This window comes from Mycobacterium sp. E796, from assembly GCF_001672815.1.
Taxonomy (GTDB): Bacteria; Actinomycetota; Actinomycetes; order Mycobacteriales; family Mycobacteriaceae; genus Mycobacterium.
The window spans coordinates 37,356-52,941 of sequence record NZ_LZKK01000012.1 but is presented as its reverse complement, the minus strand read 5'-3'; the positions used below and the strand labels follow the sequence as shown (position 1 = coordinate 52,941).

Annotated in this window: 16 protein-coding genes; 7 read left to right on the top strand and 9 right to left on the bottom strand. The window is 68.6% G+C overall.

What is annotated here, in order from left to right; all coding sequences use genetic code 11:
• From A5706_RS00835 to dop, 7 genes are all read right to left on the bottom strand, one after another.
• The coding region (locus tag A5706_RS00835; protein WP_068126103.1) for a YafY family protein at positions 1 to 829 on the bottom strand (829 nt) is incomplete at its 3' end.
• Positions 826 to 1,818, bottom strand: coding sequence for a YafY family protein (locus A5706_RS00830; RefSeq protein ID WP_068126101.1), 993 nt, complete (start codon positions 1,816 to 1,818; stop codon positions 826 to 828). The genes A5706_RS00835 and A5706_RS00830, both read right to left, overlap by 4 nt.
• Before the next feature lie 210 nt (positions 1,819 to 2,028).
• Positions 2,029 to 3,387 carry a Pup--protein ligase gene (gene pafA / locus A5706_RS00825; protein WP_096866143.1) on the bottom strand — a complete coding sequence of 453 codons (1,359 nt, stop codon included), beginning with the start codon at positions 3,385 to 3,387 and terminating at the stop codon, positions 2,029 to 2,031.
• Positions 3,388 to 3,456: 69 nt separating this feature from the next.
• Entirely contained in the window at positions 3,457 to 4,239 is a 783-nt protein-coding gene (gene prcA, locus A5706_RS00820; protein ID WP_068126098.1) for a proteasome subunit alpha, read from the bottom strand.
• Entirely contained in the window at positions 4,236 to 5,126 is an 891-nt protein-coding gene (prcB, locus tag A5706_RS00815; RefSeq protein WP_068126097.1) for a proteasome subunit beta, read from the bottom strand. The genes prcA and prcB overlap by 4 nt, the downstream gene beginning before the upstream one ends.
• Positions 5,123 to 5,317, bottom strand: a complete 195-nt coding sequence (locus A5706_RS00810) for a ubiquitin-like protein Pup (RefSeq protein WP_066913345.1) — start codon at positions 5,315 to 5,317, stop codon at positions 5,123 to 5,125. The genes prcB and A5706_RS00810 overlap by 4 nt, the downstream gene beginning before the upstream one ends.
• 103 nt (positions 5,318 to 5,420) lie before the next feature.
• Complete coding sequence (dop, locus tag A5706_RS00805) at positions 5,421 to 6,929, bottom strand: pup deamidase/depupylase (protein WP_068126095.1); 1,509 nt, start codon at positions 6,927 to 6,929, stop codon at positions 5,421 to 5,423.
• 145 nt (positions 6,930 to 7,074) lie between these two features.
• Between dop and A5706_RS00800 the strand changes: the two genes are divergently transcribed.
• The gene (locus tag A5706_RS00800) at positions 7,075 to 8,256 is read left to right on the top strand and encodes a hypothetical protein (protein ID WP_082964110.1); all 1,182 of its coding nucleotides are present in this window, start codon (positions 7,075 to 7,077) and stop codon (positions 8,254 to 8,256) included.
• A gap of 36 nt (positions 8,257 to 8,292) precedes the next feature.
• Complete coding sequence (locus tag A5706_RS00795; RefSeq protein ID WP_156766895.1) at positions 8,293 to 8,907, top strand: hypothetical protein; 615 nt, start codon at positions 8,293 to 8,295, stop codon at positions 8,905 to 8,907.
• Between the two features lie 46 nt (positions 8,908 to 8,953).
• Here A5706_RS00795 and arc read toward each other — a convergent pair whose 3' ends face one another.
• The gene (gene arc, locus A5706_RS00790) at positions 8,954 to 10,783 is read right to left on the bottom strand and encodes a proteasome ATPase (RefSeq protein WP_068126091.1); all 1,830 of its coding nucleotides are present in this window, start codon (positions 10,781 to 10,783) and stop codon (positions 8,954 to 8,956) included.
• Between the two features lie 282 nt (positions 10,784 to 11,065).
• On the opposite strand from arc, the gene A5706_RS00785 reads away from it, so the two are divergent.
• Positions 11,066 to 11,656, top strand: coding sequence for a hypothetical protein (locus A5706_RS00785; protein ID WP_068126089.1), 591 nt, complete (start codon positions 11,066 to 11,068; stop codon positions 11,654 to 11,656).
• A gap of 5 nt (positions 11,657 to 11,661) precedes the next feature.
• Positions 11,662 to 11,964, top strand: a complete 303-nt coding sequence (locus tag A5706_RS00780; RefSeq protein WP_068126087.1) for a DUF503 domain-containing protein — start codon at positions 11,662 to 11,664, stop codon at positions 11,962 to 11,964.
• A 2-nt stretch (positions 11,965 to 11,966) separates the two neighbouring features.
• Here A5706_RS00780 and trmI read toward each other — a convergent pair whose 3' ends face one another.
• Complete coding sequence (gene trmI, locus A5706_RS00775; protein WP_068126085.1) at positions 11,967 to 12,809, bottom strand: tRNA (adenine(58)-N(1))-methyltransferase TrmI; 843 nt, start codon at positions 12,807 to 12,809, stop codon at positions 11,967 to 11,969.
• Positions 12,810 to 12,883: 74 nt separating this feature from the next.
• On the opposite strand from trmI, the gene A5706_RS00770 reads away from it, so the two are divergent.
• From A5706_RS00770 to A5706_RS00760, 3 genes are all read left to right on the top strand, one after another.
• A complete protein-coding gene (locus A5706_RS00770) occupies positions 12,884 to 13,762 on the top strand; it encodes a RecB family exonuclease (RefSeq protein WP_068126084.1) in 879 nt (292 codons plus the stop codon).
• A 247-nt stretch (positions 13,763 to 14,009) separates the two neighbouring features.
• The gene (locus A5706_RS00765) at positions 14,010 to 15,311 is read left to right on the top strand and encodes a DEAD/DEAH box helicase (protein ID WP_068126082.1); all 1,302 of its coding nucleotides are present in this window, start codon (positions 14,010 to 14,012) and stop codon (positions 15,309 to 15,311) included.
• Between the two features lie 7 nt (positions 15,312 to 15,318).
• A complete protein-coding gene (locus tag A5706_RS00760; protein ID WP_068126080.1) occupies positions 15,319 to 15,534 on the top strand; it encodes a hypothetical protein in 216 nt (71 codons plus the stop codon).
• Positions 15,535 to 15,586: the final 52 nt, after the last annotated feature.

The window sequence follows — 15,586 nt, the reverse complement described above, 5'->3', positions numbered from 1 at the left end:
CCTCGCACGAGCCGTCGGCCAGCTCGAGCACCTCGCGCATCGGGTAGTACTCGAACATCCACGACGCCGCGGGCGCCACCCAGAGCCGCGCCGACGGCAGCGACGGGTCGCCGTCGAACAGCGATGTGTCCGGCGGAGCGTGCAGGGCCGGTTCCGGCGGGGCCGCCGGCTCGCCCAGCTCGGTGGCCTCCACGATCCGGTCGAAGCGGAACAGGCGGACGCCTTCGGCTTCGCGCGACCACGCCTCCAGGTAGCTGTGGCCGCCGATCAGCAGGACACGGATGGGGTCGACGACCCGGCTGGTCAGGGTGTCGTGCGAGGCGGAGTAGTAGTCGATCGCCAGCGCGCGCTTGTATTGCACCGCCGTGCGCACGGCGGCCGCGGCGCGGCTTTCGACGGGTGCGGGCTCGTCGACGGCCGTGCCGGAGGCGCCAAAAGACGCAGCGTCGTGCCCGACGGCGCCCGCGGCGGCCTCGATCTTGGCGATCGCGCTGCGCGCAGCCTCCGGGTCGACGACGCCCGGGATGTCGGCCAGCGCCCGCAGCGCCACCAGCAGGCCGGTGGCCTCGGGCGACGTGAGCTTGAGCGGCCGGTCGATGCCCGCCGAGAACGTCACCTCGATGGTGTCGCCCGAGAACTCGAAGTCGATGAGGTCGCCCGGGTAGTAGCCGGGAAGACCGCACATCCACAGCTGGTTGAGGTCCTCCTCCAGCTGCTTCTCCGACACCCCGAGGTCGGCCGCGGCCTTGGCCCGGGTGACCTTCGGGTTGGCCTGGAAATACGGGACCATGTTGAGCAGCCGAACGAGCCGGGTGGACACGGGGGTCATGAGCTGTGCACCTCCGCATGCGCGCGCAACCGGGCCAGCACCTCGTCGCGCAGCGATTGCGGCTCGAGCACGACGGCGTCGGCCCCATAGCCGGCGATGTCGCGGGCCAGCTGGTCGGCGGATCCGATGCCGATTTCGATCACCTCGCCGGCGCGGCCGGCCAGTTCTTGCGCCCCCACCGATCTCCCGGCGCGCCGCAGCGCGGTGGCCCGCCCGTCGGCGACCCACACCCGGGCCTGTCCCCCGGCCGGCCACTCGCTGACCGTCTGGGCCACGATCTTTCGCAGATCGACGCCGTCGGGCACCGTGACCGCCCCGGGCGGGCCGATGGGCGTGACGTCGTCCCCGATCCGGGAGAGCCGGAAGGTGCGGGTGGCGCCGCGGTCGCGGTCGTGGCCGACCAGGTACCAGCGGCCCTTTTCGGTGACCACGCCCCAGGGCTCGACGGTGCGCGTCGTGTAGGGCTCGGCCCGCGATGGCCGGTGGGGAAACTGCACCGCCTGACGGGAAGCGATGGCGGACAACAGGATCCCGAGCACCTCCTCCGACCCGCGCAGGCCCGGCACGCCGGCCGGGGACGCGATGGCCACCGGGGCGTCCGGGTCGACGTCCACGCCGGCGGCGCGCAGCTTGAGCAGGGCGCCCTGGGTGGCGGTGATCAGTTCGGGCGACTCCCACAGCTGCGTGGCGACGGCCACCGCGGCCGCCTCGTCCGGGGTGAGGTCGACCGGCGCCAACGCGTAGGCGTCGCGGTTGATCCGGTAGCCCTCGGTGGGATCCATGGCCGACACCCGGCCGACCTCCAGCGGGATGCCGAGGTCGCGCAATTCGTTCTTGTCTCGCTCGAACATCCGCGAAAACGCCTCGGCGCTAGGGCTGTCGGAATAGCCGGCGACGCTGGACCTGATCTTTTCGGCGGTGACGTAGCCGCGGGTGGACAGCAGGGCGATCACGAGATTAACCAGCCGCTCGACTTTCGAGGTCGCCATTTGTCCCAGGTTATTCGATGGTCCCCGCGCGGCGCTTACGCCGGCGGGCCGCGTCGCACGATTCGCGGCCGCCACACCGGCCGCGAGCTGGCCGGGGGCACTGGCTCTGAAAGTTGATGGCGCCGGCGATATCACGTTTGCGGTTCAAACATGGGATGCCGCAACGGTGTCGATGTGACGGATGTGACTGGCCGTGAACCGACCACCCAGCTACATGCTGGCGATGAGTCGCTTGACCCGCTCGTCGACCGCCCGGAACGGGTCCTTGCACAGCACGGTGCGCTGCGCCTGGTCGTTGAGCTTGAGGTGCACCCAGTCGACGGTGAAGTCGCGACCCGCCGCCTGGGCGGCGCTGATGAACTCCCCGCGCAGCCGCGCGCGGGTGGTCTGCGGCGGGTGGTCGACCGCCTCCGCGATGTCCTCGTCGGTGGTCACCCGGGCGGCCAGACCCTTGCGCTGCAGCAGGTCGAAGACGCCGCGGCCGCGCTTGATGTCGTGGTAGGCCAGGTCCAGCTGGGCGATCTTCGGGTCGGACAGCTCCATGTTGTAGCGGTCCTGGTAGCGCTGGAACAGCTTGCGCTTGATCACCCAGTCGATCTCGGTGTCCACCTTGGCGAAGTCCTGGCTCTCGACCGCATCGAGCTGCCGGCCCCACAGGTCGACGACCTGCTCGATCTGGGCGTTGGGCTCCCGGGTCTGCAGGTGCTCGACGGCGCGGCTGTAGTACTCGCGCTGGATGTCCAGCGCGCTGGCCTGTCGCCCACCCGCCAGCCGCACCGGCCGCCGGCCCGTGACGTCATGGCTGACCTCGCGAATCGCGCGGATGGGGTTGTCCAGCGAGAAGTCGCGGAACGGGACGCCGGCCTCGATCATCTCCAGCACCAGCGCCGCGGTGCCCACCTTGAGCATGGTGGTCGTCTCGCACATGTTGGAGTCGCCGACGATGACGTGCAGGCGCCGGTACTTCTCGGCGTCGGCGTGCGGCTCGTCGCGGGTGTTGATGATCGGCCGGCTGCGCGTGGTGGCCGAGGAGACGCCCTCCCAGATGTGCTCGGCGCGCTGGGAAAGGCAGAAGGTCGCGGCCTTGGGAGTCTGCAGCACCTTGCCGGCGCCGCAGATCAGCTGGCGGGTGACCAGGAAGGGCAGCAGCACGTCGGAGATCCGGGAGAACTCGCCGGCCCGCACGATCAGGTAGTTCTCGTGGCAGCCGTAGGAGTTGCCCGCCGAGTCGGTGTTGTTCTTGAACAGGTAGATGTCGCCGCCGATGCCCTCGTCGGCGAGCCGCTGCTCGGCGTCCACCAGCAGGTCTTCCAGCACCCATTCACCGGCCCGGTCGTGGGTGACCAGCTGCACCAGGCTGTCGCACTCGGCCGTGGCGTACTCGGGGTGGCTGCCCACATCCAGGTAGAGGCGCGCGCCGTTGCGCAAGAAGACGTTGGAGCTGCGGCCCCACGACACCACCCGCCGGAACAGGTACCGGGCAACCTCGTCCGGAGACAGCCGGCGATGGCCGTGGAACGTGCAGGTGACACCGAACTCGGTCTCGATGCCCATAATTCGTCGCTGCACGTAATCGAGGGTACTGGTTGTCGCGCCGCAAAGGTGCAGAAGCCGCGCCCGGGATGTTATCGGGCGGATCTAGTCCGAGGACTCACCCTTCGATTCCGACTCTTCTCCGCCGGATTTTGCGTCCTTGGACTTCGGGCCGTGCGACTTCTTCAGCAAGTTTTCCAGGGTGGGGCGATTGATCCGCCGGAACGCCCGCCGCGGCCGGTTGGCGTCCAGGATGGCCACCTCCAGGCTGCCCACATCGAGCCCGGGCTGGTCGCCGTTGGACGCGTCCGAGCTGCCCGCGCGCAGCGCCGCAACCGCGATGCCCAAAGCCTCACGCAGGTGGGCGTTTTCGGCGTAGGAATCCTTGAGCGCGGTGACGATCGGCTCGGTGGTCCCGCCCATCACCACGAAATGCGGTTCGTCGGCGATCGACCCGTCGTAGGTAATGCGGTACAGCTCAGGCGGTTTCGACTCGCCGTAGTGGGCGACCTCGGCGACGCACAACTCGACCTCGTAGGGCTTGGCCTGCTCGGTGAAGATGCTGCCGAGGGTCTGCGCGTAGACGTTGGCCAGCTGCCGCCCGGTCACGTCGCGGCGGTCGTAGGCGTAGCCGCGGGTGTCGGCGAACTGGATGCCGCCGCGCCGCAGATTGTCGAACTCGTTGAACTTGCCCGCGGCCGCAAAGCCGACGCGGTCGTAAAGTTCGCTGATCTTCTGCAGGGACCGCGACGGGTTCTCGGCGACGAACAGCACCCCGTCGGCGTAGGCCAGCGCCACCACGCTCTTGCCCCGCGCGATGCCCTTGCGCGCGAGCTCGCTGCGCTCGCGCATCGCCTGTTCGGGCGAGATGAAATATGGGAAGCTCACTTCTTCTTACCCCGCGGTTCGGCATCGGGCCCGAAAGTGTCCGCCCGCGAGCGGCTTTCGATGACCTCCCGGGCCAGTTCGGCGATGCGGCTCTCCGGCACCTCGGCCGCGCCCTCGGCACCGATGGTGACCGCCGTGGGGTAGATGCCGCGGACCAGATCCGGACCGCCGGTGGCGGAGTCGTCGTCGGCGGCGTCGTAGAGCGCCTCCACGATCACCCGCAGCGCGGAATCGACGTCGGACACTTGGGAATACAGCTTCTTCATCGACGACTTGGCGAAGATCGAGCCCGATCCCACCGCCTGGTAGCCCTCTTCCTCGATGTTCCAGCCGCCGGCGGCATCGAAAGACACGATGCGGCCCGCGCTTTCGGGGTCCGCCGCGTGGATGTCGTACCCGGCCAGCAGCGGCAGGGCGACCAGCCCCTGCATCGCCGCGGCCAGGTTGCCGCGCACCATGATCGCCAGCCGGTTGACCTTGCCGGCAAACGTGAGCGGCACGCCCTCGAGCTTCTCGTAGTGCTCGAGTTCCACGGCGTAAAGCCGGGCGAACTCGACGGCGATCGCGGCGGTCCCGGCGATGCCGGTAGCCGTGTAGTCGTCGGTGATATACACCTTCTTCACGTCGCGCCCGGCGATCATGTTGCCCTGCGTCGAGCGCCGGTCACCCGCCATGACGACGCCGCCCGGGTACTTCAACGCGACGATCGTGGTGCCGTGCGGCAGCTGGTCGCCCGCGGCCGCGGTTTGCGCTCCGCCGCCAAAGCTCGCCGGCAGCAATTCCGGCGCGTGGCGGCGGAGGTGGTCAGCAAACGAGGACAGGTCTACAGCCGGATTCCCGGGAAGTGGGGAGTTAAAGGACAGTCGATCGGCGAACGGCCAGGTCACTGTCCGCCCTTTTGGACATACGCGCGGACAAAATCCTCGGCGTTTTCCTCAAGGACGTCGTCAATCTCGTCAAGCAGGTCGTCGGTGTCTTCGGCAAGCTTCTCGCGACGCTCCTGGCCCGCGGCCGTGCCGTCGGCGAAATCGTCTTCGTCGCCGCCGCCGCCACCACGCTTGGTCTGCTCCTGAGCCATCGCCGCCTCCTGCTTTGTTATCGGCTCGTGTTAACCGGCGTCACACGCCCGCCGGTTCTTCTACAGTACCGGTCAACGCCGACGTTTCCCGATCCAACGCCACTTAGCTGGTCAGTTGTTCCACCAGTTCGACCGCGCTGGCCACGGAGTCCAGCAAAGCTCCGACGTGGGCCTTGCTGCCGCGCAGCGGCTCCAGCGTCGGGATGCGGACCAGCGAATCGCCGCCGAGGTCGAAAATCACCGAGTCCCAGCTGGCCGCGGCGATGTCGGCACCGAACCTGCGCAAGCATTCACCGCGGAAGTACGCGCGCGTGTCCGTGGGCGGATTGTCGACGGCATCGAGCACCTGGTGTTCGCTGACGAGGCGCTTCATCGAACCGCGCGCGACCAGCCGGTTGTACAGCCCCTTGTCCAGCCGCACATCGGAATACTGCAGGTCGACCAGGTGCAGCCGCGGCGCCGACCAGTTCAGGTTCTCCCGCTGCCGGAAGCCCTCGAGCAGCCGCAGCTTGGCCGGCCAGTCCAGCAGCTCGGCGCAGTCCATCGGGTCGCGCTCGAGCTTGTCGAGCACGTCCGCCCACGTTTCGACGACGTCGGCCGCGCGCGGGTCGGGGTCGCGGCTGTCGACCAGCTTCGCCACCCGGTCGAGGTAAATGCGTTGCAGCGCAAGGGCGGTCAGCTCGCGCCCGTCGGCCAGTGCCACCGCCACCCGCAGCGACGGATCGCGGCTGATGGCGTGGACCGCGTGCACCGGCCGGGCCAACGCCAGGTCGCTCAGGTCGATCCCGTGGGCGGGGCCGTCCTCGATCAGATCGAGCACCAGCGCCGTGGTGCCCAGCTTCAAATACGTCGACGTCTCGGCCAGGTTGGCGTCGCCGATGATCACGTGCAGCCGGCGATACCGGTCGGCGTCGGCGTGGGGCTCGTCGCGGGTGTTGATGATGCCGCGCTTGAGTGTGGTCTCCAGCCCGACCTCGACCTCGATGTAGTCGGAGCGCTGCGACAGCTGGAAGCCCGGCTCGTCGCCGGCGGGCCCGATGCCGACCCGGCCGGAACCGGTGACCACCTGCCGCGACACCAGAAACGGGGTCAGGCCGGCGATGATCGCCGAGAACGGTGTCTGCCGCGACATCAGGTAGTTCTCGTGGGACCCGTAGGAGGCGCCCTTGCCGTCGACGTTGTTCTTGTAGAGCTGCAGTTTCGCGGCGCCGGGCACGCTGGCGACGTGCCGGGCGGCGGCCTCCATCACCCGCTCACCGGCCTTGTCCCAGATCACCGCGTCCAGCGGATCGGTGCACTCGGGGGCGGAGTATTCGGGGTGCGCATGGTCGACGTAGAGCCGCGCCCCGTTGGTCAGGATCATGTTGGCCGCGCCCACCTCGTCGGCGTCGACCACCGGCGGGGGCCCGGCGGAGCGGCTCAGGTCGAAGCCGCGGGCGTCGCGCAGCGGCGATTCCACCTCGTAGTCCCAGCGGGTGCGCTTGGCGCGCTGGATGCCGGCGGCGGCCGCATAGGCCAGGACCGCCTGCGTCGAAGTCAGGATCGGGTTGGCGGTCGGGTCCGACGGCGACGAGATGCCGTACTCGACCTCCGTCCCGATAATCCTTTGCATTACTTCAAGATAGGCCGGGTGACGATGTAGACCCGGAGGCGGGGTTGTGACCGGCCGGGCGAGCGACCCCGGGCCAGCGACAATGAAGCCCGAATCGGGTGCGATGAGCGCCAGCTGGCGGCGCGGTGCCGCTAGGTTTGCCCGCATGGAGCGTTCCCTTCGCCCCTCGCGCAAGACGGCGAATGCCGCGGCCGAAAGCTGGTTCCTGAACCGGGGTTTGCCGTCGGTGCTGACGAGGCGGTCGCGCTGGCGGCGGCTCTGGCCGCGGTCGGCCCCCATGCTGGCGGCGTACGCGGCGCTGCAGGCCTGCGTCCTGCCCATCTACCTGATCACCGGTGGCCGCGACGTCCATATCAACGGGGAGCCGACAACCTCCGAAGTGATCCTGCTGACGATCATCGGGCTCGCCCTTCCGCTGATGGCCGTCGTGGGCTGGCTGGTTTCGCGGTCACGCAGCGGCCGCACCCGCGCGGCCGTGTCGACGGTCGCGGTGGTCGTCGTGGCCTGCGTCGGAACCATCGTGGGCGGCCCCGCGCAACTGGCTCAGGAAGCCGTCGTGGTGGCCGCGGTGCTGGTCCTGACCGGCTGCGGCATCGGGTCGGTCGTCGGGTGGGCGGTGCGCATGATGCTGTCGCACCTGACGATGGTCGGGCCCCTGGCGGTGCGGGCCCTGCCCGTCGTGCTGCTGACCGCCTTGGTGTTCTTCAACACCTACGTCTGGCTGATGGCGGCGACGATCAGCGGGGAACGGCTGGGGCTGGCAATGGCATTCCTCGTTTCGATCGCCGCGGCCTTCGTCGTCTCCGCCACCCGCGACCGGGCCCGGCCGATGCTGCGGTCGACGGCGACGCTGCCCACCGAGACCGCAGTTCTCGCCGACACGCCCTTCGCGGCCATGCCGGATACGCCCGACTGCGCACCGCTGAAACGAGCCGAACGGCTCAACGTCATCTTCGTGCTGGCGGCCTCGCAGCTGGCTCAGATCCTGGTGGTCGCGGTGGTCACGGCCACCATCTACCTGATCCTCGGGCTGATCGTGCTCAGCCCGTCGCTGCTCAACGAATGGACCCACACCTACACGAGCACCGCGACTGTGCTGGGATTCACGCTGCCGGTGCCCGATTCGCTGATCCACATGGCGTTGTTCCTCGGCGCGCTGACGTTCATGTACATCAGCGCCCGCGCGGCCGGCGACGCCGAATACCGGTCGACGTTTCTCGACCCGCTCATCGACGACTTGCACACGACCCTGATCGCGCGCAACCGCTACCGCGGCGCGGTGGCCGCACCGGCGTGTGAAGTTGACGCCGACCAGGGCAGTGATTAATTTCACAGGGTGTCTCGCCACCGCGCCGAAGAGGAAGTGGACGAACCGGTAGGCGACCTTGCCGGGAAGCGTTACGGGGAAGTGCTTCTCGTGACTCCCGGCGAGGCCGGCCCGCAGGCGTCGGTTTACAACAGCTTCCCGCTCAACGACTGTCCCGCCGAGCTGTGGTCGGCGCTGGACCCCCACGCGATCGCCGCCGAGAACGGCGCGGCCGCCGCCCTGCTGAACGGCCCCCGCTATTGGCTGATGAACTCCATCGAAAAGGAGCGGCAGGGCCCGCAAGTGACGAAGAACTTCGGGGGCATCGAGATGATCCTGCAGGCCACCGTCCTGCTGTCGTCGATGAACCCCGCGCCGTTCAGCGTGAACAAGGTGAGCCGCCACACGGTTTTCGTGTTCAACGCCGGCGAAGAGGTCTACGAACTCATCGATCCCCACGGGAAACGCTGGGTCATGCAGACCTGGAGCCAGGTCACCGACCCGAACCTCAAGCGGGAAGACCTGCCTGGGCTGGCGAGCCGGCTCGAGCTGCCCGACGGGTGGAGCTATCAGCCGCGCGTGCTCACCGAGGAGCTGCGCGTGGACACCCGAACCGAGGCGGCGCAGGTGCTCCAGGACAACCTGACCAACAGCTACTCGCTCGAGACCTAGGCCCGCCGCGCCGAGACGTGCGCCAGGGTGCGGCCGCACGGCCTCGCTACAGGTACTGGCCCAGGTTCGACTCGGTGTCGATGGCCCGGGACGCGCTCGACGACTTGCCCGTGACCAGGGTGCGGATGTAGACGATCCGCTCGCCCTTCTTGCCCGAAATCCGCGCCCAGTCATCGGGGTTGGTGGTGTTGGGCAGGTCCTCGTTCTCGGCGAACTCGTCGACGATCGAGTCGAGCAGGTGCTGTATGCGCAGACCGGGCTGACCGGTCTCCAGCACCGACTTGATCGCGTTCTTCTTCGCCCGGTCGACGACGTTCTGGATCATCGCCCCGGAGTTGAAGTCCTTGAAGTACATGACTTCCTTGTCACCGTTGGCGTAGGTGACCTCCAGGAACCGGTTGTCGTCGATCTCGGCGTACATGCGCTCGACGACCTTTTCGATCATCGCCTTGATGCAGGCCGAGCGGTCGCCGTCGAACTCGGTGAGGTCGTCGGCGTGCAGCGGCAGCGTCTCGGTCAGGTACTTCGAGAAGATGTCTTGCGCCGCTTCGGCATCCGGGCGCTCGATCTTGATCTTCACGTCGAGCCGGCCGGGCCGCAGGATCGCGGGATCGATCATGTCCTCGCGGTTGGAGGCGCCGATGACGATGACGTTCTCGAGGCCCTCCACACCGTCGATCTCGCTGAGCAGCTGCGGCACCACCGTCGTCTCGACGTCCGAGGAGACCCCGGTGCCGCGGGTGCGGAAGATCGAATCCATCTCGTCGAAGAAGACGATCACCGGCGTCCCTTCCGACGCCTTCTCGCGGGCCCGCTGGAAGATCAGGCGGATGTGCCGCTCGGTCTCGCCGACGAACTTGTTGAGCAGCTCGGGACCCTTGATGTTGAGGAAGTACGACTTCGCCTCGCGGGCATCGTCGCCGCGCACCTCGGCCATCTTCTTGGCCAACGAGTTCGCGACCGCCTTGGCGATCAGGGTCTTACCGCAACCGGGCGGGCCGTAGAGCAACACACCCTTGGGCGGGCGCAGCGCGTACTCGCGGTAGAGCTCCTTGTGCAGGAACGGCAGCTCGACGGCGTCGCGGATCTGCTCGATCTGGCGCGTCAGGCCGCCGATGTCCTGGTAGCTGACGTCGGGCACCTCTTCCAGCACCAGGTCTTCGACCTCGGCCTTGGGGATGCGCTCGAAGGCGTAACCGGCTTTGGTGTCGACCAGCAGGGAGTCACCGGGACGCAGCTTGCGCGGGCGGCTGTCGTCGTTGAGCGCGTCGGGGTGGCCCTCCGGCAGGTCCTCGGCGACCAGCGGCTCGGCCAGCCACACGATGCGCTCCTCGTCGGCGTGGCCGACGACCAACGCGCGGTGACCGTCGTTCAGCACCTCGCGCAACGTGGAGATCTCGCCGACCGATTCGAACGTGCCGGCCTCGACGACGGTCAGGGCCTCGTTGAGCCGGACCGTCTGGCCCTTGCGCAGCGAACCGACCTCGATGTTGGGCGAGCACGTCAGGCGCATCTTGCGACCCGAGGTGAACACGTCGACCGTTTCGTCGTCGTGCGCCCCCAACAGGACGCCGTAGCCACTGGGCGGCTGACCCAGCCGGTCGACCTCTTCGCGCAGCGCCAACAGTTGCTGCCGGGCCTCTTTGAGGGTTTCCATTAACTTCGAGTTACGCGCCGCGAGGGAGTCGATGCGAGCCTCGAGTTGGTGCACGTCGCGTGCGGATCGTGTGCCGCCTGCCGACCCGACCGCATGGTCGAGTTGCTCGCGCAGCACCGCTGCCTCACGGCGTAACTGTTCCAATTCGGCAGCATCGCCGCTGGACATGCCAGTTTCACGGGCATTGCCGAATGCTTCAGAACGCTCTGAGTCACCCATGTTGCGCTCCTTTCCCGCCCCGAAATGTGCGGTGGTACTTCAACGCTACCGGCGATTGCCGGTTGATGTGCGGAGTCAAATGCTCACGAAAAGTTAAGACTTTGGTTCCACTGGTAATCTCTGCCACGAATCTTGCCGAGCGAAAGGACAGCCGTGGCCTTAAAAGCCCTTGCCACCGGCTCCGCCGGCACCGCCTTCTCCGGCGTGCCGGGCCCGGTGTGACTTCCCTTGCACCCGTTGGCCCGACGGCGGGCCCGATCGCCTAGACACAGAACGAACCTTATGCACCGACGCTTGACCGTTGCGCTGAGTGCCGTCGCGGCGGTGGCGGCGGTCGGGCTGGCCGGCTGCGCGCACACCGGAACCAAGGTCGTCACGTCGTCCTCCTCTGCGGTCCCGGTGACGTCAACCCCGCTGATCGTCGCGGCTCCCCCGACCGCTCCGTTGCCCCCGCCCGACGCCCTGATCGACGTCCTGAACCGGCTCGCCGATCCGAACGTCCCAGGCATCAACAAGGTGAACCTCGTCGAGGGCGCGACACCCGACAGCGCGGCCACCCTGGACAAGTTCACCAACGCGCTGCGGGACAACGGTTACCTGCCGATGACCTTCGCGGCCAACGACGTCGCCTGGTCGGACAAGAATCCGTCGCACGTGATGGCCACCGTGACCGTCAAGACCGCCCAGGCGAACAACGGCAACTTCACCTTCCCGATGGAGTTCACCCCGTTCCAAGGCGGATGGCAGCTCTCACGCCGGACCGCGGAAATGCTGCTGGCACTGGGCAACTCGGCCACCAGCACGACACCTCCCGCGCCTGCCCCCAGCCCGGCGCCCGCTCCGGCCCCGCCCCTGCCGACTCCCACGGGCTAGCCGCGATGTGGATCGGCTGGCTCGAGTTCGACGTGTTGCTGGGCCCGGAGCTTGGGGTGCGATCACTCAAACAGAAGCGGTCGGTCATCCGGCCCGTCGTGGCGGAGCTGCAGCGCAAGTTCGCCGTGTCGGCCGCCGAAACCGGCGCGCAGGAGCTGTACCGGCGGGCGGGCATCGGCGTGGCCTTGGTGTCCGGCGACCGCCGCCACGCCGTCGACGTGCTGGACGCGGCCGAACGCCTGGTGGCGGCGCGCCCCGAGTTCGAGCTGCTGTCGGTGCGGCGGGGCCTGACCAGGAGTGACGACTAGTCCTAGCCGTCGCGGCCCGGGCGCTTGCGGCCCAGCGGCGCCGGGGCGACGACGCCCGGGGCGAGCCGTCGGGTGAATATCAGGAACGCCGTGTGCCCGCGCATCGAGTGCTGCGGCCGCACGGCCAGCCCGACGACGTTCCAGCCGCGTTGCAGCGTCTCCCAGGACCGCGGCTCGGTCCAGCACTGCTGGGCCCGCAGCGCCTCCACGGTTCGCGACAGCTGGGTGACCGTGGCGACGTAGATCATCAACACCCCGCCGGCTATCAACAGGCGCGCCGCCGCGTCGAGCACCTCCCAGGGCGCGAGCATGTCGAGCACGGCGCGGTCGAAGGAGCCGTCGGGCAGGTCGGAGTCCATGAGGTCGCTGACGATCAGTTGCCAGTTGTCCGGTTCGCCGTCGAAAAACACCGAGACGTTGCGCCGGGCGTGTTCGGCGTGGTCGGCGCGCTGCTCGTAGGAGACCACCCGCCCGTCGGGCCCGACGGCGCGCAGCAGCGAGCAGGTCAGCGCGCCGGATCCGGCCCCGGCCTCCAGCACCCGGGCGCCCGGGAAGATGTCGCCCTCGTGCAGGATCTGGGCGGCGTCCTTGGGGTAGATCACCTGCGGACCGCGGGGCATCGACATCAGGTAGTCAATGAGCAGCGGGCGCAGCACCAGGTAATCGGCGCCGTTGCTGGATTTGACCACGCTGCCCTGCTCGAGCCCGATCACGGCGTCGTGCGGTATCGACCCGCGGTGGGTGTGGAACTCCGCGCCGGGGGTGAGCGACATCGTGTAGTGCCGGCCCTTGGCGTCGGTGAGTTGGACGCGTTCGCCAACGGTGAATGGGCCGGTCGCGGACACGCCGTCTAGCGTGCCAGCCGACGCGCCGCGGCCGGTGCTTGGGGGTTGTCGGCGCCCGGTCCTAGGCTGCGCACATGACGGACCAGCCGGAGGGACGCGCCAGGCCGGCTTCCAAACCGGCTCTGTCGCCGTCGCGCGCCGCGGACTTCAAGCAATGCCCGTTGCTGTACCGCTTCCGGGCGATCGACCGGCTGCCCGAGGCGCCGTCGACCGCGCAGCTGCGCGGTTCGGTGGTGCACGCCGCGCTGGAGCAGCTCTACGGCCTGCCGGCCGCGATGCGCGGCCCCGACACTGCCACGTCGCTGTTGGAGCCCGCGTGGGACCGGGTCATCGCAGCCGAGCCCGAGCTGGCCAGCGACATCGACCCCGAACAGCGAACCGAACTGCTTGCGGAGGGCCGCGCGTTGCTCACCGGCTACTACCGCCTGGAGGACCCGACCCGGTTCGACCCGCAGAGCTGCGAAGAGCGCGTCGAGGTCGAACTCGCCGACGGCACGTTGCTGCGCGGCTTCATCGACCGGATCGACGTCGCGGCCACCGGCGAGCTGCGGGTGGTGGACTACAAGACCGGCAAGGCGCCGCCCGAAGCGCGGGCGCTGGCCGAGTTCAAGGCGATGTTCCAGATGAAGTTCTACGCGGTGGCCCTGCTGCGTTCCCGCGGCGTGCTGCCCACCCGGCTCCGCATCATCTACCTGGCCGACGGCCAGGTGCTGGACTACGCGCCCGACCACGACGAGCTGCTGCGCTTCGAGAAGACGCTGATGGCGATCTGGCGCGCCATCCAGTCGGCGGCGCCGACGGGCGATTTCCGCCCCAGCCCGTCGCGGTTGTGCGAGTGGTGCCCCCACCAGCAGCACTGCCCGACCTTCGGCGGAACGCCACCGCCCTACCCGGGTTGGCCCGATGTCGCTGCGGCGCAACCGATCTCGCATCCCACCGAACCGGCCGCATGAGGCATCGAGCGCGCGAAAAACCGTCCGAAACGCGAAATCACCCGCAAGTGCGGTACCCTGTCTAAAGCGTCGGCGACCCAGTGGGTTGCCGACGAGTCGTGATCGATTCTTTGTTTTCTTTGCTCAGATCCCCTCCGGGGCGCCGAGTCCAAGATGACCAGGCGCACCTGCGGAAGCTCGAGTCGCGGCGACCGATATTGCCAAACCGGCAATCTCGTCTCCATCGAAGCTTTAGGGACATCGAAACATGCTGGAAGACAACACCTTTGCTCACCTTGGCGTGAGCCCGCCACTGGTCGACGCGCTCGCCGCGCGGGGCGTCCACCACCCATTTCCCATACAAGTGCAGACGCTGCCGGACACGCTCGCCGGCCGCGACGTCCTGGGCCGCGGCAAGACCGGTAGCGGCAAGACGCTCGCGTTCTCGATTCCCCTGGTCACCCGGCTTGATCCAGCCAACCGGCAACCGGGCCGGCCCACCGGGCTGGTGCTGGCGCCCACCCGCGAGCTGGCGACCCAGATCGCCGCGACCATCCAGCCCCTCGCCAAGGTGCGAGGCCTGCGCGTTGCCACGATCTTCGGCGGCGTCTCGCAGAATAGGCAAGCCGCGGCGCTGAGGGCGGGCATCGACATCGTCGTGGCCTGCCCGGGCCGCCTCGACGACCTGATGAAACAACGCGTGGTCAGCCTGGACGCCGTCCAGGTCACGGTCATCGACGAAGCCGACCACATGGCCGACCTCGGTTTTCTCCCGACCGTCACCCGCATCCTGGCGGCCACCCCTGCCGTCGGCCAGCGGATGCTGTTTTCGGCCACGCTGGACGGCGCCGTCGACACCTTGGTCAAGCGATTCCTCACCGATCCGGTGACGCGGTCGGTGGTCGAAGCGACGTCATCGGCTCCGGAGATGACGCATCACCTCTTCTGCGTCGACGGGGTCCAAGCCAAGAAGGAGTTGGTGCACCGGTTGGCCGCGGGAGACTCCCGGCGAATCCTCTTCATGCGGACCAAGCATCAGGCGCGAAAGCTGGCCCGCCAGCTCACCCAGTCGGGCATCGCGTCGGTCGAGCTGCACGGCAACCTGTCGCAACCCGCGCGCGACCGCAACCTGGCGGCCTTCGCCGCCGGCCACGCCCGGGTGCTGGTGGCGACCGACATCGCCGCCCGCGGCGTGCACGTGGACAACATCGAACTGGTGGTGCACGTCGACCCGCCCGCCGAGCACAAGGCCTACCTGCACAGGTCCGGCCGCACGGCCCGGGCCGGCGCCTCCGGCGACGTCGTCACCATCGTGCTGCCCGAGCAGCGGCGGGAAACCGAGTCGATGATGCGCAAGGCGGCCATTCGCGCGGTGCCCCAAACGGTCAGCGCGGCCTCCCCCGCCATCCACGCCCTCGTCGGTGATCCTGCGCCCCGCACCGCCGTCGCGCCCGTTGCGGCGGCGACCCGCCAGCATCGCCAGCCCGTCACGGTCCCCTCCCACCGCCCCTCCGGGGCGCGTAGCAGGCGCCGCCGATCTCGACGCCCCGCAACGACTACCCACCAATAGGGAACTCATGGCCGAACAGCAGATTCACCCTTCGAAGGTTCGCGTCGGCGACGTGATCGGCACGGCGAACCGCACCGAGCTTCGGTATACGGTCAAGATCATCAGCGGGCCGCAGACAAGCCCGCAGCGGTGGACCTTTTTCGGCCGCGACGCTCAGGGCCAGCAGCACACAAGCTCGTTCGGCGAGGACGACGTCGTGCGCAGGTACGCCAAAGCGCCGTAGGTCGGCCGGTCAATCGATGGTGGCGACCCGCCGCGCCCGGCTACGCCGCGCT